The 26,461-nt window shown below is 59.8% G+C and carries 31 protein-coding genes; 15 read left to right on the forward strand and 16 right to left on the reverse strand.

Features of this window, described 5'->3' with window-relative positions:
• Position 1 precedes the first annotated feature (1 nt).
• From ACKFRX_RS11700 to ACKFRX_RS11710, 3 genes are read left to right on the forward strand one after another with little or no spacing between them, the layout of a single operon-like run.
• Positions 2 to 751 (forward strand): GntR family transcriptional regulator, encoded by a 750-nt coding sequence (locus ACKFRX_RS11700; protein WP_005325388.1) that lies wholly within the window; start codon positions 2 to 4, stop codon positions 749 to 751.
• A gap of 36 nt (positions 752 to 787) precedes the next feature.
• On the forward strand, positions 788 to 1,861 hold the full coding sequence (locus tag ACKFRX_RS11705) for a septum formation family protein (protein WP_005327041.1): 1,074 nt from the start codon (positions 788 to 790) through the stop codon (positions 1,859 to 1,861).
• Positions 1,861 to 2,208, forward strand: a complete 348-nt coding sequence (locus ACKFRX_RS11710; protein ID WP_005325385.1) for a metallopeptidase family protein — start codon at positions 1,861 to 1,863, stop codon at positions 2,206 to 2,208. Before ACKFRX_RS11705 ends, ACKFRX_RS11710 begins: the two co-directional genes overlap by 1 nt.
• On the opposite strand, the gene ACKFRX_RS11715 is transcribed toward ACKFRX_RS11710, so the two are convergent.
• Both ACKFRX_RS11715 and pheA read right to left on the reverse strand, forming a co-directional pair.
• Positions 2,205 to 2,858: a histidine phosphatase family protein gene (locus tag ACKFRX_RS11715; RefSeq protein WP_408923179.1), complete on the reverse strand. Its 654-nt coding sequence runs from the start codon at positions 2,856 to 2,858 to the stop codon at positions 2,205 to 2,207. The two genes, ACKFRX_RS11710 and ACKFRX_RS11715, sit on opposite strands and share 4 nt — an antisense overlap.
• A gap of 9 nt (positions 2,859 to 2,867) precedes the next feature.
• Positions 2,868 to 3,764 (reverse strand): prephenate dehydratase, encoded by an 897-nt coding sequence (pheA, locus tag ACKFRX_RS11720; RefSeq protein ID WP_408927932.1) that lies wholly within the window; start codon positions 3,762 to 3,764, stop codon positions 2,868 to 2,870.
• A gap of 33 nt (positions 3,765 to 3,797) precedes the next feature.
• Between pheA and ACKFRX_RS11725 the strand changes: the two genes are divergently transcribed.
• The 3 genes from ACKFRX_RS11725 to ACKFRX_RS11735 all read left to right on the forward strand — a co-directional run bounded on the left by ACKFRX_RS11725 (position 3,798) and on the right by ACKFRX_RS11735 (position 6,937).
• On the forward strand, positions 3,798 to 4,934 hold the full coding sequence (locus ACKFRX_RS11725) for an amidase (RefSeq protein ID WP_408927933.1): 1,137 nt from the start codon (positions 3,798 to 3,800) through the stop codon (positions 4,932 to 4,934).
• Positions 4,931 to 5,629, forward strand: a complete 699-nt coding sequence (locus tag ACKFRX_RS11730) for a CPBP family intramembrane glutamic endopeptidase (RefSeq protein WP_408927934.1) — start codon at positions 4,931 to 4,933, stop codon at positions 5,627 to 5,629. The genes ACKFRX_RS11725 and ACKFRX_RS11730 overlap by 4 nt, the downstream gene beginning before the upstream one ends.
• Positions 5,630 to 5,692: 63 nt before the next feature.
• Entirely contained in the window at positions 5,693 to 6,937 is a 1,245-nt protein-coding gene (locus ACKFRX_RS11735; RefSeq protein ID WP_408927935.1) for an LCP family protein, read from the forward strand.
• A 50-nt stretch (positions 6,938 to 6,987) separates the two neighbouring features.
• Here the strand turns inward: ACKFRX_RS11735 and ACKFRX_RS11740 are convergent, their stop codons facing one another.
• Genes ACKFRX_RS11740 through ACKFRX_RS11750 form a run of 3 tightly spaced genes read right to left on the reverse strand, consistent with a single transcriptional unit; the run spans position 6,988 to position 9,580 of the window.
• Positions 6,988 to 7,908: a DUF5926 family protein gene (locus ACKFRX_RS11740; protein WP_408927936.1), complete on the reverse strand. Its 921-nt coding sequence runs from the start codon at positions 7,906 to 7,908 to the stop codon at positions 6,988 to 6,990.
• Positions 7,909 to 7,928: 20 nt separating this feature from the next.
• On the reverse strand, positions 7,929 to 8,633 hold the full coding sequence (locus tag ACKFRX_RS11745) for a glycerophosphodiester phosphodiesterase family protein (RefSeq protein ID WP_408927937.1): 705 nt from the start codon (positions 8,631 to 8,633) through the stop codon (positions 7,929 to 7,931).
• Positions 8,633 to 9,580, reverse strand: a complete 948-nt coding sequence (locus tag ACKFRX_RS11750; protein ID WP_299140379.1) for an L-lactate dehydrogenase — start codon at positions 9,578 to 9,580, stop codon at positions 8,633 to 8,635. The genes ACKFRX_RS11745 and ACKFRX_RS11750 overlap by 1 nt, the downstream gene beginning before the upstream one ends.
• Before the next feature lie 87 nt (positions 9,581 to 9,667).
• Between ACKFRX_RS11750 and ACKFRX_RS11755 the strand changes: the two genes are divergently transcribed.
• The gene (locus tag ACKFRX_RS11755; protein ID WP_408927938.1) at positions 9,668 to 11,410 is read left to right on the forward strand and encodes an alpha/beta-hydrolase family protein; all 1,743 of its coding nucleotides are present in this window, start codon (positions 9,668 to 9,670) and stop codon (positions 11,408 to 11,410) included.
• Here ACKFRX_RS11755 and msrA read toward each other — a convergent pair.
• Positions 11,407 to 12,054 carry a peptide-methionine (S)-S-oxide reductase MsrA gene (gene msrA / locus ACKFRX_RS11760; protein WP_408927939.1) on the reverse strand — a complete coding sequence of 216 codons (648 nt, stop codon included), beginning with the start codon at positions 12,052 to 12,054 and terminating at the stop codon, positions 11,407 to 11,409. The genes ACKFRX_RS11755 and msrA overlap by 4 nt on opposite strands.
• 164 nt (positions 12,055 to 12,218) lie before the next feature.
• Between msrA and ACKFRX_RS11765 the strand changes: the two genes are divergently transcribed.
• On the forward strand, positions 12,219 to 12,821 hold the full coding sequence (locus ACKFRX_RS11765) for a superoxide dismutase (protein WP_408921755.1): 603 nt from the start codon (positions 12,219 to 12,221) through the stop codon (positions 12,819 to 12,821).
• A 42-nt stretch (positions 12,822 to 12,863) separates the two neighbouring features.
• On the opposite strand, the gene ACKFRX_RS11770 is transcribed toward ACKFRX_RS11765, so the two are convergent.
• Entirely contained in the window at positions 12,864 to 13,718 is an 855-nt protein-coding gene (locus tag ACKFRX_RS11770) for a LysR family transcriptional regulator (RefSeq protein ID WP_408927940.1), read from the reverse strand.
• A 71-nt stretch (positions 13,719 to 13,789) separates the two neighbouring features.
• Here ACKFRX_RS11770 and ACKFRX_RS11775 point away from each other — a divergent pair, with 71 nt between their 5' ends.
• The gene (locus ACKFRX_RS11775) at positions 13,790 to 14,941 is read left to right on the forward strand and encodes an MFS transporter (protein WP_408927941.1); all 1,152 of its coding nucleotides are present in this window, start codon (positions 13,790 to 13,792) and stop codon (positions 14,939 to 14,941) included.
• Positions 14,942 to 14,951: 10 nt separating this feature from the next.
• The gene (locus ACKFRX_RS11780) at positions 14,952 to 16,250 is read left to right on the forward strand and encodes a copper oxidase (RefSeq protein WP_408927942.1); all 1,299 of its coding nucleotides are present in this window, start codon (positions 14,952 to 14,954) and stop codon (positions 16,248 to 16,250) included.
• Here ACKFRX_RS11780 and ACKFRX_RS11785 read toward each other — a convergent pair.
• Positions 16,237 to 17,670, reverse strand: coding sequence for a TM0106 family RecB-like putative nuclease (locus ACKFRX_RS11785; protein ID WP_408927943.1), 1,434 nt, complete (start codon positions 17,668 to 17,670; stop codon positions 16,237 to 16,239). The genes ACKFRX_RS11780 and ACKFRX_RS11785 overlap by 14 nt on opposite strands.
• 69 nt (positions 17,671 to 17,739) lie before the next feature.
• Between ACKFRX_RS11785 and ACKFRX_RS11790 the strand changes: the two genes are divergently transcribed.
• Both ACKFRX_RS11790 and ACKFRX_RS11795 read left to right on the forward strand, forming a co-directional pair.
• Positions 17,740 to 18,372 carry a DUF6474 family protein gene (locus tag ACKFRX_RS11790; protein ID WP_284792012.1) on the forward strand — a complete coding sequence of 211 codons (633 nt, stop codon included), beginning with the start codon at positions 17,740 to 17,742 and terminating at the stop codon, positions 18,370 to 18,372.
• A 187-nt stretch (positions 18,373 to 18,559) separates the two neighbouring features.
• Entirely contained in the window at positions 18,560 to 18,871 is a 312-nt protein-coding gene (locus tag ACKFRX_RS11795; protein WP_005325354.1) for an Lsr2 family protein, read from the forward strand.
• On the opposite strand, the gene ACKFRX_RS11800 is transcribed toward ACKFRX_RS11795, so the two are convergent.
• Together ACKFRX_RS11800 and ACKFRX_RS11805 are read right to left on the reverse strand one after the other, a co-directional pair.
• A complete protein-coding gene (locus ACKFRX_RS11800) occupies positions 18,868 to 19,506 on the reverse strand; it encodes a response regulator transcription factor (RefSeq protein ID WP_040425341.1) in 639 nt (212 codons plus the stop codon). The two genes, ACKFRX_RS11795 and ACKFRX_RS11800, sit on opposite strands and share 4 nt — an antisense overlap.
• Positions 19,507 to 19,543: 37 nt before the next feature.
• On the reverse strand, positions 19,544 to 20,707 hold the full coding sequence (locus tag ACKFRX_RS11805; RefSeq protein ID WP_408927944.1) for a sensor histidine kinase: 1,164 nt from the start codon (positions 20,705 to 20,707) through the stop codon (positions 19,544 to 19,546).
• Here ACKFRX_RS11805 and ACKFRX_RS11810 point away from each other — a divergent pair.
• Entirely contained in the window at positions 20,706 to 21,242 is a 537-nt protein-coding gene (locus tag ACKFRX_RS11810) for a DUF2020 domain-containing protein (RefSeq protein ID WP_239278638.1), read from the forward strand. The genes ACKFRX_RS11805 and ACKFRX_RS11810 overlap by 2 nt on opposite strands.
• On the opposite strand, the gene ACKFRX_RS11815 is transcribed toward ACKFRX_RS11810, so the two are convergent.
• Entirely contained in the window at positions 21,239 to 21,391 is a 153-nt protein-coding gene (locus ACKFRX_RS11815) for a hypothetical protein (protein WP_049377502.1), read from the reverse strand. The genes ACKFRX_RS11810 and ACKFRX_RS11815 overlap by 4 nt on opposite strands.
• Positions 21,391 to 22,053, reverse strand: a complete 663-nt coding sequence (locus ACKFRX_RS11820) for a class E sortase (protein ID WP_284792009.1) — start codon at positions 22,051 to 22,053, stop codon at positions 21,391 to 21,393. The genes ACKFRX_RS11815 and ACKFRX_RS11820 overlap by 1 nt, the downstream gene beginning before the upstream one ends.
• Positions 22,054 to 22,086: 33 nt before the next feature.
• Between ACKFRX_RS11820 and yidC the strand changes: the two genes are divergently transcribed.
• Positions 22,087 to 23,031, forward strand: coding sequence for a membrane protein insertase YidC (yidC, locus tag ACKFRX_RS11825; RefSeq protein WP_408927945.1), 945 nt, complete (start codon positions 22,087 to 22,089; stop codon positions 23,029 to 23,031).
• Here yidC and ACKFRX_RS11830 read toward each other — a convergent pair.
• The 4 genes from ACKFRX_RS11830 to ACKFRX_RS11845 form a co-directional block, all read right to left on the reverse strand.
• Positions 22,988 to 23,596 (reverse strand): TetR/AcrR family transcriptional regulator, encoded by a 609-nt coding sequence (locus ACKFRX_RS11830; RefSeq protein ID WP_408927946.1) that lies wholly within the window; start codon positions 23,594 to 23,596, stop codon positions 22,988 to 22,990. The genes yidC and ACKFRX_RS11830 overlap by 44 nt on opposite strands.
• A gap of 78 nt (positions 23,597 to 23,674) precedes the next feature.
• On the reverse strand, positions 23,675 to 23,923 hold the full coding sequence (locus ACKFRX_RS11835; RefSeq protein WP_005327014.1) for a GlsB/YeaQ/YmgE family stress response membrane protein: 249 nt from the start codon (positions 23,921 to 23,923) through the stop codon (positions 23,675 to 23,677).
• Positions 23,924 to 24,042: 119 nt separating this feature from the next.
• Entirely contained in the window at positions 24,043 to 24,942 is a 900-nt protein-coding gene (locus ACKFRX_RS11840) for a universal stress protein (RefSeq protein ID WP_200436292.1), read from the reverse strand.
• 41 nt (positions 24,943 to 24,983) lie between these two features.
• Positions 24,984 to 25,127 (reverse strand): hypothetical protein, encoded by a 144-nt coding sequence (locus tag ACKFRX_RS11845; RefSeq protein WP_005325337.1) that lies wholly within the window; start codon positions 25,125 to 25,127, stop codon positions 24,984 to 24,986.
• Here ACKFRX_RS11845 and ACKFRX_RS11850 point away from each other — a divergent pair.
• Positions 25,108 to 26,118 carry a pseudouridine synthase gene (locus ACKFRX_RS11850; RefSeq protein ID WP_408927947.1) on the forward strand — a complete coding sequence of 337 codons (1,011 nt, stop codon included), beginning with the start codon at positions 25,108 to 25,110 and terminating at the stop codon, positions 26,116 to 26,118. The genes ACKFRX_RS11845 and ACKFRX_RS11850 overlap by 20 nt on opposite strands.
• The last annotated feature ends 343 nt before the right edge of the window (positions 26,119 to 26,461 follow it).

Below are 26,461 nucleotides of genomic sequence, written 5' to 3' on the forward strand. Positions count from 1 at the left end.
TATGTCCGCCGTTCAGCTCCCCGCCCGCACAATTACGGACGGTCCCGTTCCAAAACACACCCAATTGCACGATATCCTCGAAGAATTGTGCCGCACGACCCTCAAACCCGGCGATATCCTGCCCGGCGAGAGGCTTCTTGAAGAAACCTATGGCGTGTCACGGATCACGGTACGCCGCGCCATCGGGGATCTTGTCGCGGCCGGAAAACTGCGGCGCGTCCGCGGAAAGGGCACCTTCGTAGCGCCCAATCCCCTTGTCTCCCGGCTCCACCTAGCCTCATTCTCGGATGAGATGGGCGCACAAGACGTCACTGCCTCCTCCAAAATCCTTACCAGCGGACGCAGCAGCGCCCCGGAGGATGCCGCCCTCTTTTTTGATACTCCTGCCCAAACCGAACATATTCACCTGCGCCGCCTGCGCTTGGGCGATGGCGAGCCCTACTCCATTGATGACGGCTGGTATAACTCCACGTATGCGCCCAGCCTGCTAGAAAATGACACCTACAATTCGGTCTACGCCATCCTCGACTCCGTCTTTAACGTCCCCATCACCGATGCGGATCAAACGGTCTCGGCGATTTCAGCCGATGCGGACACTGCTCCGCTTCTCGACGTCCCCGTGGGCACCCCACTGCTACACATCGTGCGCTACTCCCGCTCGGGCGATAGGCCGGTGGAGTGGTGTTCCTCCGTCTACCGCACCGACCGCTACCGGCTGACTACCCGGGTGGCTAGGGAGAACAGTATCTAGCCAGCACCCTGCTTAAAAGGTAAGATTAAAGGCCTTATGAAGAAATCACCTGCGTGGCGTTCCGCTGTGGCCGTCCAGATTGTCTTGATTGCGGCAATCGCGGCGGCCGTTTTTATGGGCATCTATGGCGTTATCAGCTCCCACAAATCGGGCGGCGAAGACACTACCGCTGCCCAGCAGCACAATAGCGGGGATACTTCAGAAACCGCCGCTCCTAAACCGGAGCCCTTCACCGCTGCGGCCGCCGGCGCTTGCTTGACGTGGGACATCGCCCAGGATGGCTCCGCCACTGGGTTCAAGGAAGTACCGTGCTCTGAACAGCACCGCTTCGAGGTTTCCAAGACCGAAGACCTGAGCGTCTACCCCACCAGCGAATTCGGCCCTGATGCCAACCGCCCAGCGCTTACCCGCCAACACCAATTGCGCGATGAGCTGTGCGAATCCGCCACTGTGGGCTACCTGCACGGTAAGTGGGATCCGAATGGTAAGTACGATGTGGCGTCCATTCTGCCGCCGCAGTCCGCCTGGGATCGCGGCGACCGCACCTTGCTGTGCGGCCTGCAAACCACCGATGATCACGGCGTACCGCAGCTTACTACCGGCAACGTCGAGGCCTCCGAGCAGGCAAACCTCGCCAAGCCGGGCGAGTGCTTGGCCATCGATGACAAGCAGGTTCCGCACGTCGTTGACTGCGCCAAGCCCCACCAGATGGAGACCGTTTCCGTCATCGATGTGGGCAAGCAGTTCCCTGACGGCTACCCGGACGGCAAGGATATGGACAAGTTCCTATCCGATACGTGTACCGCTGCCACCGAGGACTACCTTGGCGGCGAGGAGCAGCTCTACCAGTCCACGTTGCAACCATTCTGGGGCTCTATCACCGAGGCCTCGTGGAACGGCGGCACCAAGTCCGTCAATTGCTCCCTTGTGCATGCCCGCAAAGGCGGCGGTTTCTCTGCCATCACCGGTTCCGCTACCGGTGGACGCCAGGCGCTGACTATCGACGGCCAACCGCCGGAGGAACGCCCCGAGCGCAATCCACTGCGTGAGGACAAGGACAAGAGCCCGGCACCCGAGTCTGCCGCCCCCGCCCCGGCCCCAGCGCCCTAATGGTCGAGGTATCAGAAGAGCGCTTCGATGAGATGGTCAACGAGGCGCTGGATCAAGTCCCCGAGGAATTCGTGCGCCGCATGCGCAACCTCGTCATTTTGGTCGAAGATGAAAATCCCGATAACCCTATGTTGCTAGGGCTCTACGAGGGCGTCGCACTGCCGCGCCGCACCTTCGATCACACCGGTTTCCTGCCCGATGCGATCTTCATTTACCGGAACACGCTGCAGCGCTGGTCCGGCAGCGAGGAAGAATTAGCAGAGCAGGTTAAGGTCACCGTATTCCACGAACTCGGCCATTACTTTGGCCTCGAAGAAGAGGAGCTGCACCGCTTGGGCTGGGGCTAGAGCTCCGTATCCGCCCACCGGGTTAACGTCCACTCACCGAAGTCCTTGCCGCGCGGTTCCATCACCATAAAGCGGCAATTGGCCAGGTAGCCGGTATAGGCAAAGTCGGCGTCAACACCCGTGGCGTGCTTGGTGACCACGCGGATAGCGGCGCCGTGGCTGACAAGGATGACATCGTGGTCGTCGGCAAGCTGCTCCGCAATGCCCTCCAGCACGGGCTGGTAGCGCGCCAGCACATCATCCAAGGTCTCGCCGCCTTCCATCCCGGCGCCGCGCTCGCCATCGCACCAGCCACGCATAGCCACCATGTGCGACCGATGGGCATCTTCGCTACCGTCCATCTCCCAGTCACCGGCGAAAATTTCGTGCACGCCGGAGATTACATCAACGCGCTGAGAAAATTCCGGCATACCGCGCTCCTGCTCAAAGGCGCGTGCCGCCAGCATCGCGGTCTGCTGAGCGCGCAGGGCAATGGAGCATTTAAATTCCACCTCGCGCTCGCCCACCAACTGCGCTAGCTCTCGGCCTACCTCCGTGGCTTGGTCGCGCCCGCGCTCGGTAAGCTCTGCCCCGGGCGGGCGGGTATCGAGGAAGCGAGAAATATTGGAATAGGTCTGGCCGTGACGCAGCAGGATAATTCTTCCGGGCATGCTTCTAGATTATTGGCCCCTGCGCGCCCGCGCTACCCAATCATCCGCCGCTGCCAGATCGCGCGGTGGCTTGCCCGCAGGGGTTGCCGCCGGCCAGGAGCCGAGGAAAAGCAGGTCCTCTGCCCGCAACCACAAGGCCCGCAGCGCCTCCGCCACCGGCTGATCGTCAATGTGCCCGATAAGGTCCACGTAGAAGCGGTACGTGCCAAAGGCCTCCCGCGTGGGGCGCGACTCAATCCGGGACAGGTCCACCCCGCGGTGCGCAAAGTCCTGCAACGCCCCCACCAGGCTGCCCGGTTCATTTGGCAGGGTGAAGATGACGCTGGTGCGGTCCTGGCCAGTCCTTGCAGTGGGTTTTCCCGGACGCCCCACCAGGACAAAGCGCGTTGCGGCGCCCTCGACATCTGCCACGCCTTGGGCGATGGTCTCCAGCCCAAAGATCTCGGCGGCCCGCGCCGGCGCTGCGGCCGCATCCGCTTCCCCACGGGCTACAGCCTCGGCCGCAGCGGCATTGGAGCTGGCCGGCACGAACTCTACCTTCGGCAGATTGTCTTTTACCCAGCCGCGGATTTGCTGGAACGCCACCGGGTGGGTGCTCAGCCGCGCAATGTCGCCCGCGCCTTGCCGGATCATGACGCTAAAGGCCACGGGGATATCCACCTCGCGGTAAATCTGTACCGGTTCGGCTTCAACGAGCGCATCAAAGGTAGTGGTGACCGCGCCGTCGACGGAATTTTCAATGGCTACGCAGGCGTACTCGGCTTGCCCGGCGCGCACGGCGGCCACGGCCTCCGAAGGCGAGCCAACCGGCATGGTCTCTACCTGCGGCAGGTGCGCGGCAAACTTATGCACGGCCGCTTCCGTAAAGGTTCCGGCCGGCCCCAGGAAGGCGATGGTGGTAGTCATGCACGTCACCTTAGCCCACTAGACTGGTGCCCCATGGACTTTTCCGTAGAACAACTCCGCGCGGATCTGCACGGCCTTACCCCCGAGGAGCACGGTTTCACCTACCTGGATGTGGACCGCGAGCCCTCCGGCCGCGGCCGGCTGAGCGGCTGGGTCCTCTCCGCCAAGGATCTCTGCGATGTCCGCGGCATGCCCACGACCTTGGGAAATATAGATCGCACCTACTACCCCGAGCACAGCGATGCCTTCATCGAGGCCTTGGAGAAGCAAGGTGCGCGCATCATCGGTAAGTCCTCCACGCCGGAGTTGGGCCTGCGCGTGGATACGGAACCGGTGGGCCTGCCCCATCCCGATAATCCCCTTTATCCCGGCTGCACACCGGGTGGTTCCTCGGGCGGTGCGGCGGTACAGGTCGCGCGGGGGTTGCTGCGCGCGGCACACGCCAGCGATGGTGGCGGTTCCATCCGAGTGCCGGCCGCAGCCTGCGGCGTGGTGGGCTTTAAGCCAGCAGGAAAAGAATTGGGTGTGCAGGGCTTTATCACCCGGACCGTGGCCGATAATGCCTTTCTGCATGGCCACCGCATGATCACCCCGCGCGTCCGCATCGGCCTGCTGGTAGAGCCGCTGTTTTGCGATGCCAGCGTCGATGCCCACCACCTGCGCGCCGCCCGCGAGGCCGCCCAACGCCTACAGGCAGCCGGCTTCACCGTGGTGCCCATTTCCCCGTATCCGCAGGCCCGGGCCACCTTTGCGCATTTCCGCACGACCTTTACCTCCCGCTTGGCGGGGCTCAACCCGGCGGCAGGCTACGCCGAGTGGATTGCTCAGCAGGGCCGGCGCGTTAGCTCCGCTGAGCTGGCCGCGGCGCGGGCGCATATCCGGCAGCTCCCCAGCTTGCTGGCCCAGGAATGGGGCGTTGATGCCATCCTTACGCCGATGCTCACCGCGGATCCGCCGCGCACCGGCCACTTCCTGTCCCTGCCCCATGCGGAGAATTTCGCAGCCCAGACCCGGTGGTCGCCGTGGGGTTCCCTGTTCAACATGGCCCGTCTGCCAGCCATTTCCGTACCGTGGGCCGTACCCAATCACCCGCCGGTGGGCGTACACCTGGGAGGCATTACGCTTTCCGACGCCGCCCTCCTCGGCCTCGCCCACATCCTCCACCCATGACCAAGTCCCTACGCGCCGAGCTGCTCATCGTCCTCACCCTCACCTTTGGCATTTCCGGGGTGCGGGCGGTGTTGAACCTCATCAATTCCCTGGCCGCACCGCAGCGGCTCGACGAGCAATCGGTCACGCTCAATTCCAGCCAGTCCTCCCTTGCTTGGGTGGATATGGGCCTGCAGCTGTGCTCGGCCGCCGTGCTCTTTTCCTATGGAGCCTTAGCGCTTTTCCTGCTGGCCAAGGAGCACATAGTGCCCCGGGCCTACCGCGCCCGCGACTGGCTCGAAGGCGCAGGGCTTGCCGCCCTCATTGGCATCCCGGGACTCGCTCTGTATTTCGCGGCGGTGCATTTTGGGTGGAGCAAGGAGGTCATTCCCGGCGACTTCGCCAATGCCTGGGTGGAAATCCCCGTTTCCCTCCTCAAGGCCGCTGCCAACGCCTTCGCGGAGGAAACCGTGGTGGTGATGTGGCTGATGACGCGCTTGCGCCAGGCCCGCTGGTCGCTGCCAGCCACGCTGGCCGCAAGCTCCATTCTCCGCGGTTCTTATCACCTCTACCAGGGTATTTCCGCTGGATGTGGCAATATCATCATGGGGTTAATCTACGGCTATTACTACCACCGCACGGGGCGGGTATGGCCGTTGGTCATAGCGCATTTTCTTATCGACGCCGTCGCTTTCGTGGGTTATTCCTTCCTGTGAAAATGCCCTTAAGGGGACGTCGCGAAGCAGGCGTTGCTCCCTGCTCCTTGTAAGGTATAGCGCATGACTGAATCAGGACGAGATCCGCATAGGGAGGCCCGCCGCGCCGGCGACGACTCCCCCACTGAATTCGTCCTTGGGGCCGATGGACGTCCCCTCAAGGATCGATACGGCCGCCCCATTCGACGCCGTTCCTCCGCCCGCCCGGCGCCGCGGCGGGTGGAACCGGAGCAACAAACATTCCGCGCTCCGCAACCAGAACAGCAGCAACAGCCCCCGCGGCGCACTCCGCCGCCAACGCCGGGCCGCTACCCCAGCCAGTATCGCGCGCAGCAGCGCCCGCCTCGTCGCACCGCGCCGCGCCCGGCGCCCCGCCAGCGCCCACATAGCCGCCGCAAGAAGGTCAATCCGGCCAAGCGCGCCCTCGGGTGCGTTGGCTTGGCGCTCGTCGTCCTGCTGGTATTCAACCTCGTCTTCATGTTCTGGGCCGATGCCCGCCTCACCCGCGTGGAGGCACTACCAGAAGAACAAGTCTCTAATACCGCCGGCACCAATTGGTTGCTCGTGGGTTCCGATTCCCGCCAAGGCCTCAGCGAGGAACAGCAGGCTGAACTGGGCACCGGTGGTGATGTGGGCGAGGGCCGCACCGATACCATCATGCTGCTGCACATCCCACGCACCGGCAAGGCCAAGCTCGTTTCCATCCCACGCGATAGCTACGTGGAAGTCCCCGGTTTTGGCATGGACAAGATCAATGCTGCCTTTACCTACGGTGGACCGCAGCTCCTTGCCCAGACCGTCGAGGGCACGACCGGTCTGCGCATCGACCACTATGCCGAGATCGGCATGGGTGGCCTAGCCAATGTGGTCGACTCCGTCGGCGGCGTAGACGTATGCGTGAAGGAACCCATCAATGACCCTCTGGCCGGCATTGATCTCCAAGACGGCTGCCAGAAGCTCAAGGGCCGCGACGCCCTCGGGTACGTGCGCACCCGCGCCACCGCTATGGGTGACCTCGACCGCGTGCAGCGCCAGCGCGAATTCTTCTCCGCATTGCTGGATAAGGTTGCTTCCCCAGCCACCCTGATCAACCCATTCCGCGCCTTCTCCTTGGTCAACCACACCGCCTCCTCGTTCATCGTGGGCGAGGGCGACCACGTTTGGCACCTCGCCCGCGTGGCACTTGCCATGGGCTCCGGTGTAGACACCGAGACCGTCCCCATCGGCGGTTTCCAAGACACCGAGGTAGGAAACGTCGTCCTCTGGGACGATGAAGCAGCCGCTGGGTTGTGGGATTCCCTCAAATAGCGATCAAAAAATGGCCCTTCCTCTACCGGGGAAGGGCCATATTCTTGTCTTTAGCGCAGGGTCACCTGGCGGGACTTAATGTTTTCTAGCTGCTTGCGCTCATCGGCGCTCAGCTGAGCATCATTAGAGATTTCTTCCTCCAAGGCCTTGTCCACGCGGGTGAGGTGGTCCTCATAAGAAGCGTGGTCAACCTCTGGATCCAAGTCGAAGACCGGAGCGATGAGACCGTGGGTGCGGAAAACACCGGCGAACTTGGTGCCCTCGCCCAAGTTCAGCTCGCCGCGGGCGGCGACGCGCGCCAGCGCGTTCAGGAATGCGGATTCATCGTCATTCGGGCGGACCCAACGAATGTGGGCCTTGCCGCCACCGGCATTTGCCCAGAAGGCCGCACCAGTGATGTTCTCGCCTACCTGGTGAGACTCAATGACAGAATCATTTGCGGCGCGTAGCGACTGCGCAATCTGCGGGGTGACCTGTGCTCCCTCCGGAATCCACCAATCGAAGTCCTGGTGAACCTGCACGTCGAGGGTAGCGGAGGCGTCGATAAGCTCCTCCAGCTTCGGCTCCGAGCCGTCGGCCGCGGTGGATTCCAGGGTGGCGCCCGGCTCGTTATTCTTCACCCAGTTAAGGGCAAAGGCGAGGTCGCGGCCCGGGTTGTGGGTGTGGGACTGCACCTGCAGGCCCACGAAGGCATCGCCGCCAAATTCGGTGTCCCGAATAAGCGCAGCAGAAGCACCCGGCAGGACGGTGGCTACATACACGTTCTTATCGCAGCCTGTGACCTCAAGCTTGGCAAAAGCGGAGGGGACGAACTCCTGCATGGCGACCAGGGAGGCCTCCGCAGCAAGTCCGCCGTAGGGGCGGGGATCCTTTTCCAGGGCGGCGCGCTCCTTGGCGCGGGCAGCGAGCTTTGCCTGGCGGCGGGACATGCCCTCAGGCAGCTGTTCCTTGTTCTTTTTCTTCTTGGCCATGCCTCCAAGATACCTGCTTACTAGAGCTCAATGGCATGTAGGGCCACTTCGGGTTGGTTGGTAGCGAGCATATCTACCCCGTTAGCCCACGCCCACTTCATGTCCTCCGGCTTGTCTACGGTCCACAGGTAGGTAGGCAATCCCTGCGCGCCGATAATTTCCGGCTGCAGCTTCGCGCGCAGCAGCGATACGCCGAGCGCGGTGGGCTTGGACAGCATTACATCGGGACGGTTGACGTGGCGCTCCCAATCGCGGCGGAGATAAATCCGGTCCATGTGCGGCGCCAAATTCTGCATGCGGCGGATGGCGTGGTGGGAAAAGGAAATGACGTGGATCCGGGGGTCGTCAAAAAGCCCCGCATAACGCAAGCGCAGCACCGTTTGCTCCTCCAGGATGTCGCCCTGCCCGGAGGGGTGCTTAGTCTCGATATAAAGGTGGTGCGGTGTGCCCTCGAGTAGTTCCAAGAGTTCGTCGAGAAGCATCATGCGCTGGCCCGAACCGATGTCAACGCCACGCAATTCTTCCCAATCCATCTTGGAAATGCGGCCGGGGCGCCCCGCGGTGCGGTCCAACGTGGGATCGTGCTGAACCACTACTTTTCCATCGCGCGTCAAGCGCACATCGCACTCGACGCCGTGAATTGGCAAATCTAGGGCTTTTTCAAAAGCTAGAGGGGATAGCTCCGGATATTTTCCGGAGTATCCCCTATGAGCGACAATCTTCACTAGCCGAAGAACTCTTCCTTGATGTCATTCAGGGTCTTAGCAGAAGCATCGAAACGCTCCTTTTCGTGCTCATTGAGCTGCAGCTCAATCGCGCGCACGATGCCGGAACGGTTGATGATGGCAGCGGTGCCGATGTAGAGATCCTCTACGCCGTATTCGCCCTGCAGGTAAGCAGATACTGGCAGTGCCACGTCCTGGTTCTGGATAACGGCGGCGGTAATGCGGGCCAGGCCCATGCCGATGCCAAAGGAAGTAGAGCCCTTAGCGTCAATGATGGAGTAGGCGGCATCGCGGGTTTCTTCGAAGATCTTCTCAATGCGCTCTGCATACTCCGGATCCGAGTCCAGCTTCTTGGACAACGGGACACCGGCGATATTGGCAGTGGAGACGGCCGGCAGCTCGGAATCGCCGTGCTCGCCCACGATGTAGGCGTGTACGGACTTCGGTGCAACATCTTCCAGCTCGCCCAGCATGTAGCGGAAACGAGCGGAGTCCAGCACGGTGCCCGAGCCGATGACGCGCTTGTGGTCCAGACCGGAAGCCTTCCATACGGCGTAGGTCAGGATATCCACTGGGTTGGAGGCAACCAGGAAGATGCCATCAAAGTCATTCGCCATGACGTCAGAGACGATGCTGTTCATGATCTTGACGTTCTTGCCTACCAGGTCCAGGCGGGTCTCGCCCGGCTTTTGTGCGGCACCGGCGCAGATGACGACCATATCGGCGTCTGCGCAATCGGCGTAGGTGCCCTTGGTGACGCGAGTGCGGGTAGGGGCCCAGACAACACCGTGGTTGAGGTCCATGACGTTGCCTTCTAGCTTCTTTTCATCGATGTCGATGATTGCCAGGTGGTCAACGATGCTTTGGTTGATGAGAGCGAAAGCGTAAGCGACTCCCACATCGCCGGCGCCGATGAGAACTACTTTGTTTCCAACATGATTTGCCATGACTCCATTGTGCAACTTTGTGGAGATTTTTGCACGGGCTAAATCTCACGCTGAAATTCCCACCGAAATCTGGGACAATCGGACATTATGAAACGCGCTCTCCGCCGCGCTGCACTAATCGCTCTTGGCGTAGCCGCGGATCTCACGCCCATCATCCGTATGACCAGCCGGCAAACCTTACCGCCCAATATGTCGGCTGGAATTTTGGGTGCGGAATTAGCTACGTGGGCTGCTGTTTCACCCTCCTTACTCCCCCGCCCGTGGTGGGTGACCGCCGCCAACGTGGCAATTGGTCAGGGCATTGGGCATCTTGGGGCGGCGTCGACAAGCTTTGTCCTCAATAGCATTGGCAAGCGCCCGCAGGACCGCCTTGGCCCTCAACATCGACAAATTATGCACCTTGCTATTGGCGCTGGGACTGCATTTAATGCCGTGCTTTCGCTGCGCAACCAGAAAAAGCAGGCGGAGTTGGTCAATAAGCAACTCGTGCGTGGGCCCGCCACGGCGGCCATCGGCTTGGCCGCGGGCACCGCGGGCTACGGCACTCTCCTACTCATCGGGGAAGCCACGCAGCTTGCCGTCACTAAACTGTCACGTCAGCTAGGCCGCTGGGTGCCTGCACTCATTGCTTGGCCGGTGGTTACCGCAGGTCTGAGCCTCACGGCGTTTGCACTTTCTGATCGCGTGGTCTTTCGACGCTGGCTGCGCTCACTATCGCACCAAGCGCAGCGAATTAATAAACAGATTTTTCCCGGCACCTCTATGCCGTGGGAGCCGGAGCGCTCCGGCAGCCCGTGGTCGCTCGAGCCGTGGTCGGCGTTGGGACAGCAGGGACGACGGTTTGTCTCCAATGGCCCCCGCGCCCGCGATATCCGCACAGCGACGGGAATCGATGCAAAGGAACCCATCCGTATCTACGCCGGATACATTCCAGGGCGCTCCTTCCAGCAATCCGCGGAGAAGATCCGCGCCGAACTCGAACGCACTGGTGCCCTGCGGCGAGAGACTATCGTCATCCAAATGCCCGCCGGCTCGGGGTGGATCAATAATTGGGGTGCGTGCTCTTATGAGTTTTTGACCGGCGGTGATTGCGTCACCGTCACCATGCAGTACTCCTACCTGCCTTCGGTTTTTTCCTACCTCGTAGATAAGAACGCACCGAAGCAGGCAGCCCGCGAATTGATTCGGGTCATACAAGAAGAAATAGATAAGCTGCCTAAAGAAAACCGCCCGCGGCTTTACTTCGCAGGTGAATCGCTTGGCGCCTACGCCATTATGGATAACTACCATAATGTGGAAGACCTACTTTCCGCGTGCAATGGCGCAGTTTTTTCCGGCCCCCCGCGCATGACGCACTTTACTCAGCGCCTGCGCCGGGATATTGGTTCCCTAGAACGCCTGCCCGTTATCGACGGTGGCAAGCATGTGCGCTACGCGGCGGCTCCTGACCATACGCTGCACGACGCCTTTGGCAATGACTACGCCCATACCTGGCGCCGACCCCGCATGCTCATTGCCCAGCATGCTTCCGACGCCATCGTGTGGTGGGATCTCAACCTTCTCGTGCGCAGGCCCACCTGGATTCATGAACCGCAGCCGGAAGCGCTGCACGCGGATACCTTCCGGCAGCTGCATTGGGTTCCGTTTATTACCTGGTGGCAAATTGGCTTGGACCAGATCAATTCCCTCAACGTCCCTGGCGGGCACGGACACAACTATTTTGAAGAAATGCTCTGGTATTGGGATGAGGTCTTAGGATCACAATCCCGCCAATCGCTCACGCCGAAGTTAGCCAAGAAGATTGCCCACTTTATCCGGCGCGACGCTTAGTCGCATTTCACCCCAGTACTGTGGTGCGGGCAGTACCCATTAGGCACCTTATATAAGTACTGCTGATGCTCATCCTCAGCCAGGTAGTACTCCCCAGAATCAGTTTCGGAGAGGAGTTTGACCTCCGTGGTGGTATCCCCGAATCCGAATTCCTTGAGTTTCTCTGCATAGGAATCCACGATGCCCTGGATTTCTGCGCGCTCTTCCTCCGTGCGTGGGTAGAAAGCAGAGCGGTATTGCGTTCCCACATCGTTGCCCTGGCGGAAGCCCTGCGTGGGATCGTGCGCTTCTAGGGCCTGTACGACAAGATCGCGCAGGCTGATGCGCTGCGGGTCATAGACCACCTCCACCGCCTCGGCGTGTTTGGTTAACCCACGGCACACCTCGTAGTACGTGGGATTCGGGGTGGTACCGCCTGCATAGCCCACCGAGGTGGATTCCACGCCTTCGGTCTCCCAAAACATCTTCTCCGCACCCCAGAAACATCCCAACGCAATGAGAATGGAGCGCTGCCCGTCCTTCCACGGTCCGGTAATCGGCGTTCCTAGAACTGCGTGCGGGGCGGGGTCCAAGATCGGTTCCGGTCGACCCGGCAGAGCCTCATCTGCAGCAACAAGTTTGGGCTCCGGCTTAAACATCCACATAAGGTATAGCTCCTTCCTTATTCCTTCTTCCCAACGTTGTACTGCGAAAAGCTATTCCGCGGCCAATTAATATTCGCGCTAGTTCCACGATTCGAATTAATCATGGCGAAATCTTTCAACCGTGCCTATCATCGGGACACGTACCCGAAGAAAGGATTTAACAAATGGCTGTTTACGAACTTCCTGACCTCCCATACGCATTCGACGCACTGGAGCCACACATCTCCGCAGAGATCATGGAGCTCCACCACGATAAGCACCACGCAACCTACGTTGCTGGCGCTAACGCTGCACTCGAGGCACTCGAGGCAGAGCGCAACGGCGAGGCTAACCCGGATCGCATCCGTGCCCTCTCCAAGAACTTGGCGTTTAACCTGGGTGGCCACACCAACCACTCCATCTTCTGGAAGAACCTGTCCCCGAACGGTGGCGGCGAGCCAACCGGCGAGCTGGCAGAGGCCATCAACCGCGACTTCGGCTCCTTTGAGAAGTTCAAGGCTCACTTCTCCGCTGCTGCTACCTCCCTGCAGGGCTCCGGCTGGGCCGTTCTGGGCTACGACCACATTGCTGGCCGCCTCATCATCGAGCAGCTGACTGACCAGCAGGGTAATACCTCCATCAACTTCACCCCGCTGCTGATGCTGGATATGTGGGAGCACGCTTTCTACCTGCAGTACAAGAACGTTAAGGCTGACTACGTTAAGGCCGTATGGAACGTCTTCAACTGGGATGACGTTGCTGAGCGTTTCGCTGCAGCCACCAAGTAACTCCTTTTGTTACTTCGGCCGCCCCCTTCGGGGCGGCTTTTTCTATGCCCGGATAAATTCCCGGAATTGCTGCACTGGGGGCGCATCGTCCCCAGCGCGCCACACTAAACCGAGCTCGCGGTACGCCGGCGGCGTAAGGGGGATCAGGCTCCCCACCTGTAGATAAGGATCATCCAGCGGCAAAAGCGCCACCCCGAGTCCTGCCGCTACCAGCCCCGCAACGGTAGTAAGTTCCATCGATTCGAAGACGAGATGGGGGCTAAAGCCAGCGTCGTCTGCAAGGGCATCGAGAAGCATGCGCGTGCCATAGCCTGGGCGCATGCCGATGAACGGGTCTGCAGCGAATTCCGCTAGTTTCACCTCCCGCCGGTTCGCTGCCCAGTGGCCTTCCGGCACAGCAAGGCCTAGTCGCTGCACCTTAATCTGGTGCCAGCCCAGGGCTGCATCAGGCCGCGGGCCCACGAGGGCAAGGTCGGATTCGCCGTTTTCCACCCTGCTCACCAGCTCTTGCGCCGCGCCTTGATGCAGGCGAATATCTACGTGCGGGTGCTGCGCGCGATAGCTCTTGAGCAGGTCCGGAACTAGCCAGGTGCCCAGCGAGTGCATGAAATCTAGGCGCACGGTGCCGCGTTCTGGATCCATGAGGCGGGCAACATCGTCCCGCCCTACCTGGTAGGCGCGGAGCATTTCCCGCCCAGCCGCAGCGAAGGCCCTCCCGCGCGAATTCACGTGCAGGGTGCGCCCAGTGCGCTCGAAAAGGCGGGCGCCAAGACTAGCTTCTACGCGCTGTACGCGGCGGGTCAGCGCGGATTGGGAGATTCCCAGTTCATCGGCCGCAGCACCCACGCGACCTTGATCCACCACGGCGAGGAAGCCGCGGACATCCTCCACATTCATGCATACTCCGCATCGTTTAGTGTAATTTTCCACATTTTACACATGCTGCATGTCCGGGCAGGCTAAATGATATGACTCGAACGCGGCGTGCAACGGTAGCCATGCTCCTCGTGGGCTTGGCTATATTCTCCAGCCTGTATTCCACCCAAGCCATTCTTCCCACGCTGGTCCGCAACATGGGCCTTTCTTCCACTGCAGCGGCCATGACCGTATCGGCCGCCACGGGCGCGCTGGCCCTATGCGTGGTGCCCGCATCGATCCTCTCCGAGCGTTTCGGCCGCGGACGTATCCTGCTCATTTCGGCCGTTGCCGCGACCGGCGTGGGGCTCATTGTTCCCCTCGCCCAGGAGGGGTGGCAGCTCATCGTGGTACGCGGCCTGCAGGGTGCGCTGCTGTCCGGCGCCCCCGCCACGGCAATGGCATGGCTTTCTGAAGAACTCGATGACAAAGCCCTGCCGCGGGCTATGGGCCTATACATTGCAGGCACCTCCGTCGGTGGCCTTACCGGCCGCCTCATTCCCACTGGACTGGTGGAGATTTCCACGTGGCGCTGGGCGCTCTTCGGCTCGGCGCTGGTCTCACTCGCCTTTGCCATTACGTCTTGGCTGCTGCTTCCTACCCAACGCAATTTCCGGCCTAAATCCATCCATCTCAAGACCGAAAGCCGGGCGCTTTTGGGCCACTGGGCCAACCGGGATTTGGCCTTGCTCTTTCTCACCGCATTCCTGTCCATGGGCACGTTTGTCTCCATGTATAACTTCTTAACCTTCCGGCTCATCGATGATTTTGGTCTGGCCCCTTCGCTAGCCGGTTTGGCTTTCCTGTTCTACCTCACCGGCACATGGTCCTCAGCGCGGGCAGGTTCCCTTGTTGCACGCATAGGCCATGGGAAAACCCTATTCGCCTCTGCCGTACTTTTTGCCCTTGGCATCGCGCTGTGCGCCGGTAACCTTCCACTGACGCTTCTGGGCATGATCGCCTTTACCGTGGGCTTTTTCGCCGTACACTCCACCGCCTCCGGGTGGGTGGGCCAGATTGCCACCCACGACCGCGCGGAGGCTTCTTCGATGTATGTGTTCTGCTATTACTTTGGCTCTTCTGTGGTGGGCGCATGTGCCGGCCTGCTTTTCGACGCCCTATCGTGGCCCCTCTTCATTGCCTTCTTCACCGCCGTAGCCCTCGCCCTTACTGCGCTGACTTGGACCAAGATTAAATCCGGCTAAAATCGGTTTTATGCCTGAGAATAAGTGGTCGGCGCGGACATGGCACCGCAAGGCCTCCCGTCCCGTATCCCTATGGATGATGGTTTTCATCCTCGTGGGTGCAACGCATACATTGGTCCCGAACTACCGGTGGGTACTCATCCACCTATTCACCCTCGGACTGGTGAGCAATAGCATCATCGTGTGGTCCCAGCACCTCACGGAGAAATTCACCCAACAGCGCCTCCCCGAATCCACTCGGCCTGCCCAATTGACCCGCATCTATAGCCTCAATGCCGGAATCATCCTCGCGTTAATCGGTCAAATCCTCATGGAGTTCTGGTCCCAACACTGGATTGTCACCCAGGTGGGCGCCACGCTCATTGCACTGATGATGCTCTGGCATGCGGTATCGCTTTTCCAGCAATGGCGCGGTGCCAAAGATAAGCGCTTCCGCCCCGTGGTGGGCGCTTATGTACTTTCCGCCCTGTGCCTGCCGGTGGGTGCCATCTTTGGCGGCCTGCTGGCCGTCTACCCCGGCCATCCCACGCTGCTACTCGCCCATATCGCCGCCAATATCGGCGGATTCATCGGCTTGGCCGCGGCCGGTTCTCTCACCATCCTTTTCCCTTCCATCTGGCGCACCCAGGGCATTAATCGCCACATGCAATCCTCCTTTGCGCTGCTCGCAGTCGGTGTGGTTGCCACCATCGTGGGCGCTTTTCTCGGCTTCCCCGAGTTCGGACTTATCGCCTACTGCTGCGGTTGGGCGCTGAGCTTGCAGCAGTGGCTCGCTAATGTGCTGACGGTGGCTAAGGACCCGCGCGATCGCATCACCTTTTCCTCGGTCTCCGTGCTCATGGCCTCGTTATGGCTGGTGCTGTCTTTGGTGTACTACACGGTGCAGCATTTCTTTATGCCCGAACCGGCGCTGCCCACCCTCGCCTTGCTGGTGGGGTTTGCCGGTCAACTGCTCATCGGCGTGATGAGCTACCTCTTGCCCAGCACCATGGGTGGCGGCCCCGCTGCCGTCCGAGCGGGCTTGCAGCAGATGGACAAACTCGGCCTCCTGCGCGCCACCTTCGTCAACGGTGGGCTGCTCATCTGGATCGGCACCGATATTTCCCTGCTTAAGGTGGTCGCCTCCCTCTTGTGCATCCTGTCCCTGGCGGTCTACCCCGTGCTCATCGCCCGGGCGGTCAAGGCCCAGAAGCAGGTCTTGATGAAGAAGGCGGAGGGCCCGGATCCGAAGCCGGGGCCAGAATGGAACCAGGTTTATGCGGGCATAGCGATCCTCGCGGTCATCTACGCCATATTTACAGCGCTGTAGTACCCGGCGCGCCGGCATCCATCCACTCGCGGACCGCGCGGGTGGCCTGGACATCGCCGGAGTTATAGTCCAGCAAGCGCTGCCGCGCCACGAAGTCACCGGCTAGCGCCTCGCGGCGCGCATTCACGGATTCTTCGCCGTCGAAGTCTTCTTCTGGCCAGGTAAAACCCGCTTCCGGGGCGACTACCTTCAGACCTAGGCCGAAGGGGCCGGCGAAGGATCGTTTGACGTGGGCGAACATATCCACCCACTCCGGTGAGGAGATAAACTCTTCTACTTCCCGCTCATCCACCTCGCGGAAGCGCTGCGCGGACATGCGCATCCAATGGTTCTCACCGTGAGACGAGTAGCAATATGCAGCAAAGGTTTTGCCCTCCGCATGGGCCTGCGCACGCACATCCATCAACCAGCGCCAAAACGCCGCAAAGTTCTCTGCCTCGGCGCGCCCGCCCAACGGCTCCCACGTAACAAACGGGACGTAGTTACCGTCGTGCCACGCTCCCCATAGGTACGCGCCCTGGTCCAGGTAGGCTTCCATATCCACGTCTACCTCCACGTCTGCGCGCGGGACCTGCACGCCGCCGCGGCGCAGCAACACTTCCCCGGCGCGCCAGGCGGCAGCAAGGCGGGAGGGCTCGCCCAGGTCGGCGTCGATAAGCGCCTGCACGGTAGTAATCCCGCGCTCGCGATAAGGCTTAGCGCGGTCGCCGGATAGGAAGAGCGAAATATCATCCGCCGCCACCAGCTCTTGCTCACACAAAGACCAAAAGCGGCAGCTCGCGCACTCCTTGACTCGCACCGGGGCGGTAGGAAGCGGCTGATTCCAGGCGCGTTCCAGATCAAACTTGGCTGTTTCCGTAAAAAATGCCCGGGTGCGGTCCTGGCCGATGGCGCCGCCCCGGCCGGAATCGAGCCCGAGATCCCGCAAAGCACGGGCGGCAAACGCTAAGCGGTAACCATCTACCGCATGATGGCGCAGCTTATACGGCGCCTCGAGCGGCTCGCTCAGGCCCAAGCGATGGGTAGGCACCGCCGGCGTCGTCTTGGTGTCATTCTTGCGGGCCACACGGTGATTGGACACGATAATCGGGGTGTACTTATCGCCCTCGCGCAGCAGCAAATCTACGCGCACCATCCACTCCTCGGTGGCGAAGACCGCGTTGGTAATGTGCGTATACCCAGAAGCTAAGGCCTCAAGGGTGCGCATGGAGCGCTCCCACTCATCGCCTTCCAGATCGATGCGGCGAAACCTGCCAGAGCCCTTGCGGGGAAACATCTCCATGACAGCCTCCACTGCGGCCGCGTGGCGTTCCGCCCGGGCAACCGAGGCATGGGTACGCGGCATCTCGGGGTGCGTGCGCCGCTGTACTAAGCGGTAGCGGCACCCCACAAGGTCCGAAGCAACAACCACATCCTCCACACCGGGTGAGCTTAATAGAACGGCAAGGTAAAGTTGAATCCAGACTCGATCAAACGTGAGGGAAATTTAATGAGCATTCTGAAGAAAGTTAAAAAGGCCCGCCAAGAAGCACGCGCACAGGCAAAGGCCGCCAAGACCCGCGCCAAGGCAGAGGTAAAGGCCCAGTCTAAGGACCGCCGCCGCCAGCAAAAGCTCCTGGCCAAGCAGGAAAAGCACCTCATTAAGTCGGAGGAAAAGGGCCTGAAGAAGCGCCGCAAGCATGAGGAGAAGATGGCCAAGAACGAGCTAGCCAAGCTCAAGGCCGGCCGCTTTAACTCCGATAACGTCAAGCGCTATGCCGGTGCACTGCGCACCGCCGCACCCCTGCTGCTGCCACTCCTCTACCGCGGCTACGTGGGCCTGAAGACCGAAGGCGAAAAGCGCAAGGCCGCTAAGGCGGGCGTGAGCTCGGAACAGATGGCTTCCTTCTCCGGCTACGGTGCGCCGCTCAAGGCCCGCACCGCCGGCATCCGCAACTCCCTCGATAACACGGACGTTCCAGCCGGCTTCAAGCGCGATGTGCGTGACCGCCTGCAAGAAGTAGACTCCGCCATCGATAATGCCGAGTTCATGACCGAGCAGCAGCGCCGCCGCGCTCACAAGACTATTAGCTCGGAGATTGACTCCATTACTGCGGAAATCCAGCAGCGCCTGGCGCAGTAAAAGAGCTACACGCCGCCACCGCCCCCTATTCGGTGGTGGCGTTTATTTATTTTCTATAAAGATCCGGGTTTTCGGGAAAAGTATTTTCGGCCAGAAAAAGTTGCTGATAATCTTCTAACCGCCCTACCCCGATAACACCGTTTATGCTCTCTGTGCTTGGTGTGCAATTTTTAAAATTGGAGGAAATATGTCCCGCCGTGAAGTAACCCAATTTTACGACGACCTGGACCACACCCTAATCCCTGAAGACCAGCTAGAAGTCGTTCGCTTCAGCGTAAACGGTCAAAATTACCTTATCGATCTCTCCACGGATAACGCGCGGCATTTCCATAATCTGCTCGCCCCCTACGTGGACGCCGCCCGCATTGCCCCCGCCCTCGATGCCCAGCGGGCCAACCCCAGCCAAATCCGCGAATGGGCCCGCACCCAAGGCCTGCCAGTGGCGCACCGCGGAAAAATCCCGCAGGACGTTATCGAGGCGTATAACGCCGCTAATTAAAGCACGCCCTGCTCGCGTGCTGCCGCCACAGCGGAGGTGCGCGAGCGCACGCCCAATTTGTCATAAATGTGCACAAGGTGGGACTTCACCGTGGCCTCAGACAGCATGAGGTCTTGGCCAATCTGCCGGTTCGACGCCCCCGCTGCTACCAGCTGCAAGACCTCGAGCTCACGCGGCGTGAGCGAGGTGCGTGGCGTACGCACGCGAGTCATCAGCCTATCGGCCACGATGGGAGATAGCGCCGAATCACCCTCCGCAGTCGAGCGCACTGCGGACAGCAGCTCGTGCGGTGGTGCATCCTTGAGCAAATAGCCCACGGCACCGGCTTCGATAGCGCCGAGGATATCCGCATCAGTGTCATAGTTGGTAACCACGAGGACCTTGGGCGGGGTGGCCATCGCGGAGCGAATCTGCGCGGTTGCCTCCGCGCCACCCATAACGCGGGTCCCTTCCACGCCCGCGCCGAAGCGCAGGTCCATCAATATGACATCGATGCCGCCCGCCTGCGCTGCCGACACCGCAGCTTCGGCCGTAGCGACCTCCCCTACGACGTCGATATCCTCTGCGCCCTCAAGCACGGAGCGCAGACCCAGGCGGACGATTTCGTGGTCATCTGCCAATAGGACCCGAATCACGACATTCCTCCTATCGATGTCATTGTCAACCAAAAGTTTAATCTACCCGGTTGCCTAAGGGCATACTAACTGACACGGCAGTGCCCTCCCCCGGCGCGGATTCAATAATGATCTCCCCGCCTAGCTCTTGTGCGCGGCGCCTAATTGCGGCCAGCCCAATATGCCCCAGTCCGGCCGGGGTACTTTCCACCGCGGCCGGATCAAAGCCCTTGCCGTTATCCACCACATCCAGGCGCACCTCATCGCCCTCATAGGTCACCGTGATCCGGGCGCGGCTTGCCTCTGCATGCTTGACGACGTTCCCCACAGCGCCCTGCGCAATCCGCAGCAGCGCCGCCTCTACCTTCATGGGCAGCTGCTGTACCTCTCCTTCGGATTCCACCTCGACGTGGATATCTCCGGTAGCGCCGAAATTCTCCGCCATACGGGTCAACGCGGCCTCAAGGGATGCCTCATTGAGCGTCGGCGGCTGCAAAGCGGCAATCATTGCCCGTGCCTCGTGCAAATTATCCGCGGCCGTCCTGCGGGCCAGCTCGATGCGCTCTCGCGCTTTGCCCGCGTCCTGCTTATCCAGATCACGGTCCGCCGAATGCAGGAGCATTTGAATGGAAGACAGCCCCTGGGCAAGGGTGTCATGAATCTCGTGCGCAATGCGCTGACGTTCGGCCACCATGCCGGCATCGCGCTCCGTGGCTGCCAGCTGCGAGCGGGTTTCAATCAACTCTTTATTCATCCGCGACAGCGTCCGGAAGGCGTAGGTGATCGCTATCGTCACCAGTGCCGAGACCGCCGGCCCCATGACACCGCCGAAGGTCAGACCCTGCGGAATCTGCACCACCACGGTGATGATCGAGGCAAAGATGACGCACGCGATGCCCGCCGCCATGTCCAGCACCGTAAGGTACAAAAAGAACATGGCGAAGACCAGATAGATTGCCGCTGGGGCCACGAACAGATCCGCAACCCACAGCACCGAGAGTATGCACAGCCACAGGTAGCGCACAGGCTGGGCCCAATATTCCCCGTATACCGAGCCTGCGAAGTACACGGCTGCAAAGCCCACCAAAAGCAGCAGGTTGATGATCGCTTGCGAAAGCGGCATTCGCGCGGAGGTAAAAATGCCTACCACCAGCAGGCCAGCGGTCAGGATATGGATGCCGGTGCGCAACGCATCGGTATCCCGGTCTATTGTGGAGCTCATGCGCAAAAGCCTACTTCCCCTACTCGCCCTAGCCACTTTTGGGATCGCCGGCTGCGATTCATCTGCACCCACCCCTGCACCAACTACTACGGTCACTCCGGAGGCTTCGGAGGCACCGGAGGTTAACGTCGCCCAAACCGCGGAAGTCAATGACTGGAGCGATTGCCCCTACATCGGCCCCGGCTGGCTCGAAGAAACCAACGGCCAGCGCCTGACCAAGCAGGGCATCGACACGCGCTTTCCCACCCCGGCCTGCGTCTTTTGGTCCTACCAGGACGAGCCACAGGCCACCGTCATCGTGCGCGATATGCCCACGGTCGACGACGCCCGCGCCGCAGTGGACTGGGCCGCGCCTATCGACGCCACCGAACCGGCCTCCTTCGACGGCTGGGAAGGCGGCCGGGGCGTAGTCAATGAGCACGCCGTGTACGCCGTGCAGAAGGACACGCACGCGGTGCTGGTGTGGAGCAACCAGCAACAAACCGTTAAGTCAGAGCAAATCGCCCACGAAGCGATCGCCAACTTGGGCCTTTAAACCGCCACATCGTTATACGGCATCATCGGCGACAGCCACGGGAATACAACCTCCATGAGTAGGAAGAAGACTCCCACCGCAATAGCAATGGCCAAGATAACCTTCACCGGCGTCGGCCCCGGCAAGAGATTCCACAAAGCGCGATACATTATTTCTCCTCTTTTTCTACTTCCATAGCGTGCACAATCATGCGCTCCGCGTTGGAAAACTGCGGGTGGCACGTGGTCAAGGTCAAGATCTCGCGGCTCGGTTCGGCGTCCGACTCTGGCACGGGGTTGGTCACCGAGACGTCGCCAGGCGTCGTAATATGCCGACCAGCCACATGGGAATACTCCGGCGGAATTCCATTGAAACAGTCCGCCTGCTCGCCATCGATGGGCAATACGCGATATGTAATTCGCTCCTTGTGCGTCTCCACCACGATGTCATCGCAGGTCTCTAGCTTGCCCAAGTCATTAAAGGGAGCTCCCTTGCCCACGCGGTGGCCCGCAACCGCAAAATTGCCCATCTCTCCCGGCATCTGGGAATCCACGTAGCGGCCCGGGCCGCGCAGCAGGTCATCTTCATTAGTGCCCTCAATAATGGCGAAGCGGTAGTCAGAACCGAACGTGGGAATATAAAGCTGCGCGAACGCCTCACCCAACTCCGGCTCTAGCTTCTGCCGAGGATTTCGCCATTGCTCTTCGAGGTGGGCGCTCGCCTCCTCCTGCAGCTGACCGGATTCTACATTTGTCCAATAGGCTTCATAGAATGCAAAGAGTAAAAGAACCACGCCAATGGTTAGCATGAGTTCCCCAAGAACTTTAGTCATGCCTTAAACCATACTGCCCATGAAAGGTTAAGCATGTACGAAGTCTTCATGTACCCAGTTTCCGGAATCATGAAGTTCTGGCACTGGCTCATCAGCAGCTTCGTCGGTGAATCTACGGCCTGGCTGATTTCCATCATCTTGCTGGTTATCACCGTGCGCGGCATCGTTGTTCCCCTGAACTGGATTTCCGTACGCTCCGCCCGTATCGGCGCACTCATCCGCCCGGAGAATAACCGCATCAAAAAGCAGATGAATAACGCCACCACCACCGAGGAGATGGCGGCGCTCATGCAAGAGGAAAAGAACCTCATGAAGAGTTATAACTACAACCCCGCAGCTGGTTGTGTCCCCCCGCTCATCATGATTCCGGCCTTCATCGGCCTTTATCAAGTGCTCCTGCGCATGTCCAATGTTGAGAGCGGCTCCACCACCGTGGGCATGTTGAATGCCTCCGATGTTTCGGCCTTCCGCGAAACCACCTTCTACGGCGCTCCGCTGACGGATTTCGCCCGCGAGCACGGCGACCTCATCAACCCCATCCTCATTGCCGCCATCGCCTTTACCATGGCTAATTCCGTCATTTCCCTCGTGCGCAGTTTCCGCACCACTCAATTTGATCAGAAGGTCAACCGCCGCGTCTTCATACTCATGGGCTTTTTGCTGTTGGTAATCCCTTTCTTCCTGTGGCACCTAGCCCAAACCGGACCTATCCCAGTAGCAATCATTCTTTACTGGGGCTGCGCCTATCTCTTCACGTTGATCCAAACCGCTATCTTTGAGATCATTTTGCACCGCGACTACCCGCTTACTGAGGATGTCCACGCTATGCGCCGCGAAAGCATTCGCCGCTGGCGCAAGCGCGAAAAAGAACCCGCCCTCTCCAAGGAGGAGAAGAAGCGGGTCAGCCAGCTACGTATGGAGGCGCGAAAGTACCTTAAATCGAATAATCAGCAGGGGGAGCAGAAAGCATCTGAGTAGCCAGGTCGCGGGCCGTCTGTAGCGGCCCAATCTCCTTGGTGAGCCGAGCCCCCGCACGGCCGCCATCCAAGAAAATCAACAGCTGGCTCGCCTGCGAGGACGATGGGTAGCCATTGCGCTCTGTTAGCAAGGCCGTCAGAGTGGAATGCACCCAATTACGGTGTTCAACGCAGGCAGCCACGATACCGTGTTCCGCCTCGGTTTCGGGGCGCGGATACTCTCCGGCCGCATTCAAGAAGTGGGAGCCGCGGAATTCCTGCGTGGGTTCTTCCTCGATCGCCTTATCAAAAAAGGCCAGGATCTTTTGATCCGGATCCGTCATCTCCGCGGTACGCTGTTCCCAATCTTGGCGGAACTTCTCATCCAAAGCTTCTACATAAGCAATAACGAGCGCATCTTTGGAACCAAATAAAGAGTACAAAGAAGCTTTAGCCACATCTGCCTCGCGTAGGATGCGGTCGATTCCGATGACACGAATGCCCTCGGTGGTAAAAAGCTTGGTCGCCGATTCCAGCAGCCGGCTGCGCGGGCTGGACCGATTACGGCGCGACTTCTTCTCTGCCATGGGTTCCTCTCTAAAACGACAAAGCCGGTTCATCTATACTTTATAGACAAACCGGTTTGTACGCGAATTAAATTCGGGCTACTTCTTGATGAGCCCCACGATCCACAACAGGATACAAGCACCACCCGTAGCGGCAATCAAGGAGAAGATCCATCCACCTTCCTCAATGTTCAGGAAGTGGATAATCATGCCACCGATGATGCCACCCAGGACACCAACAATAAGGTTGGTCAGCAGGCCGTGGTCGCGCTTCATAATCTTCTCTGCCAGCCAGCCGGCAATGATACCAATAACAATCGAGCTAATAAGCCCCAGACCCAAATTCATGCAATCCTCCTAAAATAACGGGTATACCTTAGCGTACACGAGCGCACACTACCTAAGGCGGCTCCGCACAACAAGAGCGCTCCGCCCTTGTGGGCGAAGCGCTCTATGACTAGCAGTCTCTAGCTTTCCTCATCCGGACGGACAACCATCATCGGGCACGGTGCGGACTGCAACAGTGCGCGAGAGGTCGAGCCCAAGAGCATTCCTTTGAAGCCGCCACGACCGTGCGAACCAACAACCAATAGCTGCGCGCCTTCTGCAGCCTCGGTCAAAGCGCTCACCGGACGGTCGCGGGTAATGAGCTTCTTTACCTCAACCTCTGGGTACTCCTCGCGCGGCTCCTTCAGATTCTCGGTCAGAAGCTCGCTCTGCTCCTTTTCAATATCAGCCCACTCGGACTGGGCGGCCGACAGACCCGCCAAGGAAGCCTGCACCTGCATATCCATCCAAGTATGCACGGCAATCAAAGCAGCACCGCGGGCCTGTGCCTCGCGGAAGGCGTAAGCCGTGGCCTTCTGCGATACCTCGGAACCATCCACACCAACGACGACAGGGCCGTACTTGGTGGAATCCGTAACTTGATTATCTTCGCGAACGACGACCACTGGGCAAGAGGCGTGGGATACAACCGAAGCAGAAACGGAACCCATCACCATGCCGGACAGGCCACCCATGCCGCGGGAGCCCATGACAATCATGGTGACATCGTGCGACATTTCTAGCAGCATGTCGATGGGGGAACCCTCGGCCACAGTATGACCAATCTTCAACTCCGGGGCCACCTCATGAGCGATGGCGCGAGCTTCCTCGATCTTCTCGAGGGTTTCGGCCTGCAAGTCGTCGAAAAGCTCCTTTGGCGGAACCATGCCCTCTGCGTACAGGAACTGTGGCATGGTGTAGCTGGATGCGATTCGCAGTGGAATCTCGCGCTTCATAGCCGTATTGGCGGCCCAACGTACTGCATTCTTCGATGCATCCGAACCGTCAACGGCAACGACTACAATATCTTCCTTAGCCATGATGTGTCCTTTCGCTGGTTATACCTTAATTGTAGTACGGATTAGGCTTGAGGGTTGACGGTTGCAGCCTCGGAATTCGACGGGAACATAACGGTGTACACAAACTCCAAGACGGTGCGAATTACGGCGCCAATACCTTCAGAGAAAAAGGCAACAACCGGTTCAATGAGAGAGTTAAAATCCATGGACAAAACATTAATACATCGCCGAAAAGGTTTCACGCCTTTGCCGATTAAAGACGGCCTGAATCCAACCCGCGTGCGCACCTCCGAGGGAGACATAACGGCCTGGGAATTTCTTAGCGCAGTCATTTCGGCACAACGCCACCGACACCCCGACGACGACGCCTCGGCGCTCCAGGCGCGTTTCGACTCCGGCGAGGTAGTACTACGCAATCAAACCAAGCTCCGTCCGGACTCAATATTGAGCCAGGGCGAAGATGTCTTTTTCTACCGCATGCCGGCGCCTGAAACACCGGTGCCTTACGACGTCCCCATCCTCTTCGAGGATGAACATATCCTCGTTGCAGATAAGCCACCGTTTATGGCAACCATGCCACGAGCCCGCCACATCGTACAGACCGCTACAGTCCAGCTACGGCGAATGACGGGAAACAACGAACTCGCCCCAGCGCACCGCCTAGACAGACTTACCTCCGGAATTTTGTTATTCACCAAACATCGCGATGTTCGGGGCGCCTACCAAACCCTATTTGCAGAAAAGAAAGTACAAAAGACCTATCAGGCAATCGCCGAATACCGCCGCTTTCCGACGCCCCTCCAATGGGCCTCCCACCTCACCAAAACCCCCGGCGAAATCCAAGGACGAATAGGCGATGGCACCCCAAACGCTTTTACGACTCTGGCCGCAGTAGAACTAATAAATAACGCCCCGTATGAAACGATCCACGGCGCCCTGCCACAATTAGGCAAATACACTCTTAAACCCACCACGGGCAAGACCCATCAATTGCGTCTCCATATGTGGCAAGCTGGAGTACCCATCCTAGGTGATCCTGTCTATCCAAAAATCTATCCTGAAGACGCGGAGGATATGCGTATCCCAATGCATCTCACAGCAACCCACATCGAATTTACTGACCCCCTCAGCGGGAAGTACCGCGAGTTCGAGTCCGCCCTTCCCCTCTACACGCACCGCCTAATCGACCACCCATAGCCTTCATATTGTGTAGACCATGAAACTGTCACGTGGCGAAACGTAGAACCAATGCGAGCGCAATTTACCAGTGGATAAAGGAAAGTCGCCGGGCCTTTCCTTGTCCGTAGATCCCCGGCAATACGAACAGCTGGCTGCGGGGACACAACCAGTTGCGAGTCCTGAAGTGTTCACCTAGGGCGCCTGATGGCTAAAAACTTTAACGCCGACGAAAGGCGGCGGCGTGCAGCTTGCCACGAGTACTGTCGCGTGGGGGTGGTTGGCGTAAAACGCGAAAAAAGGGGAAGGAGACGGTGGTTTACCGTTTCCTTCCCTTTGTGTTTCATTATGGAGTTTTGTTGTG

The sequence above is a fragment of the Corynebacterium tuberculostearicum genome (assembly GCF_046097465.1).
GTDB classification, from domain to species: Bacteria; Actinomycetota; Actinomycetes; order Mycobacteriales; family Mycobacteriaceae; genus Corynebacterium; species Corynebacterium tuberculostearicum_I.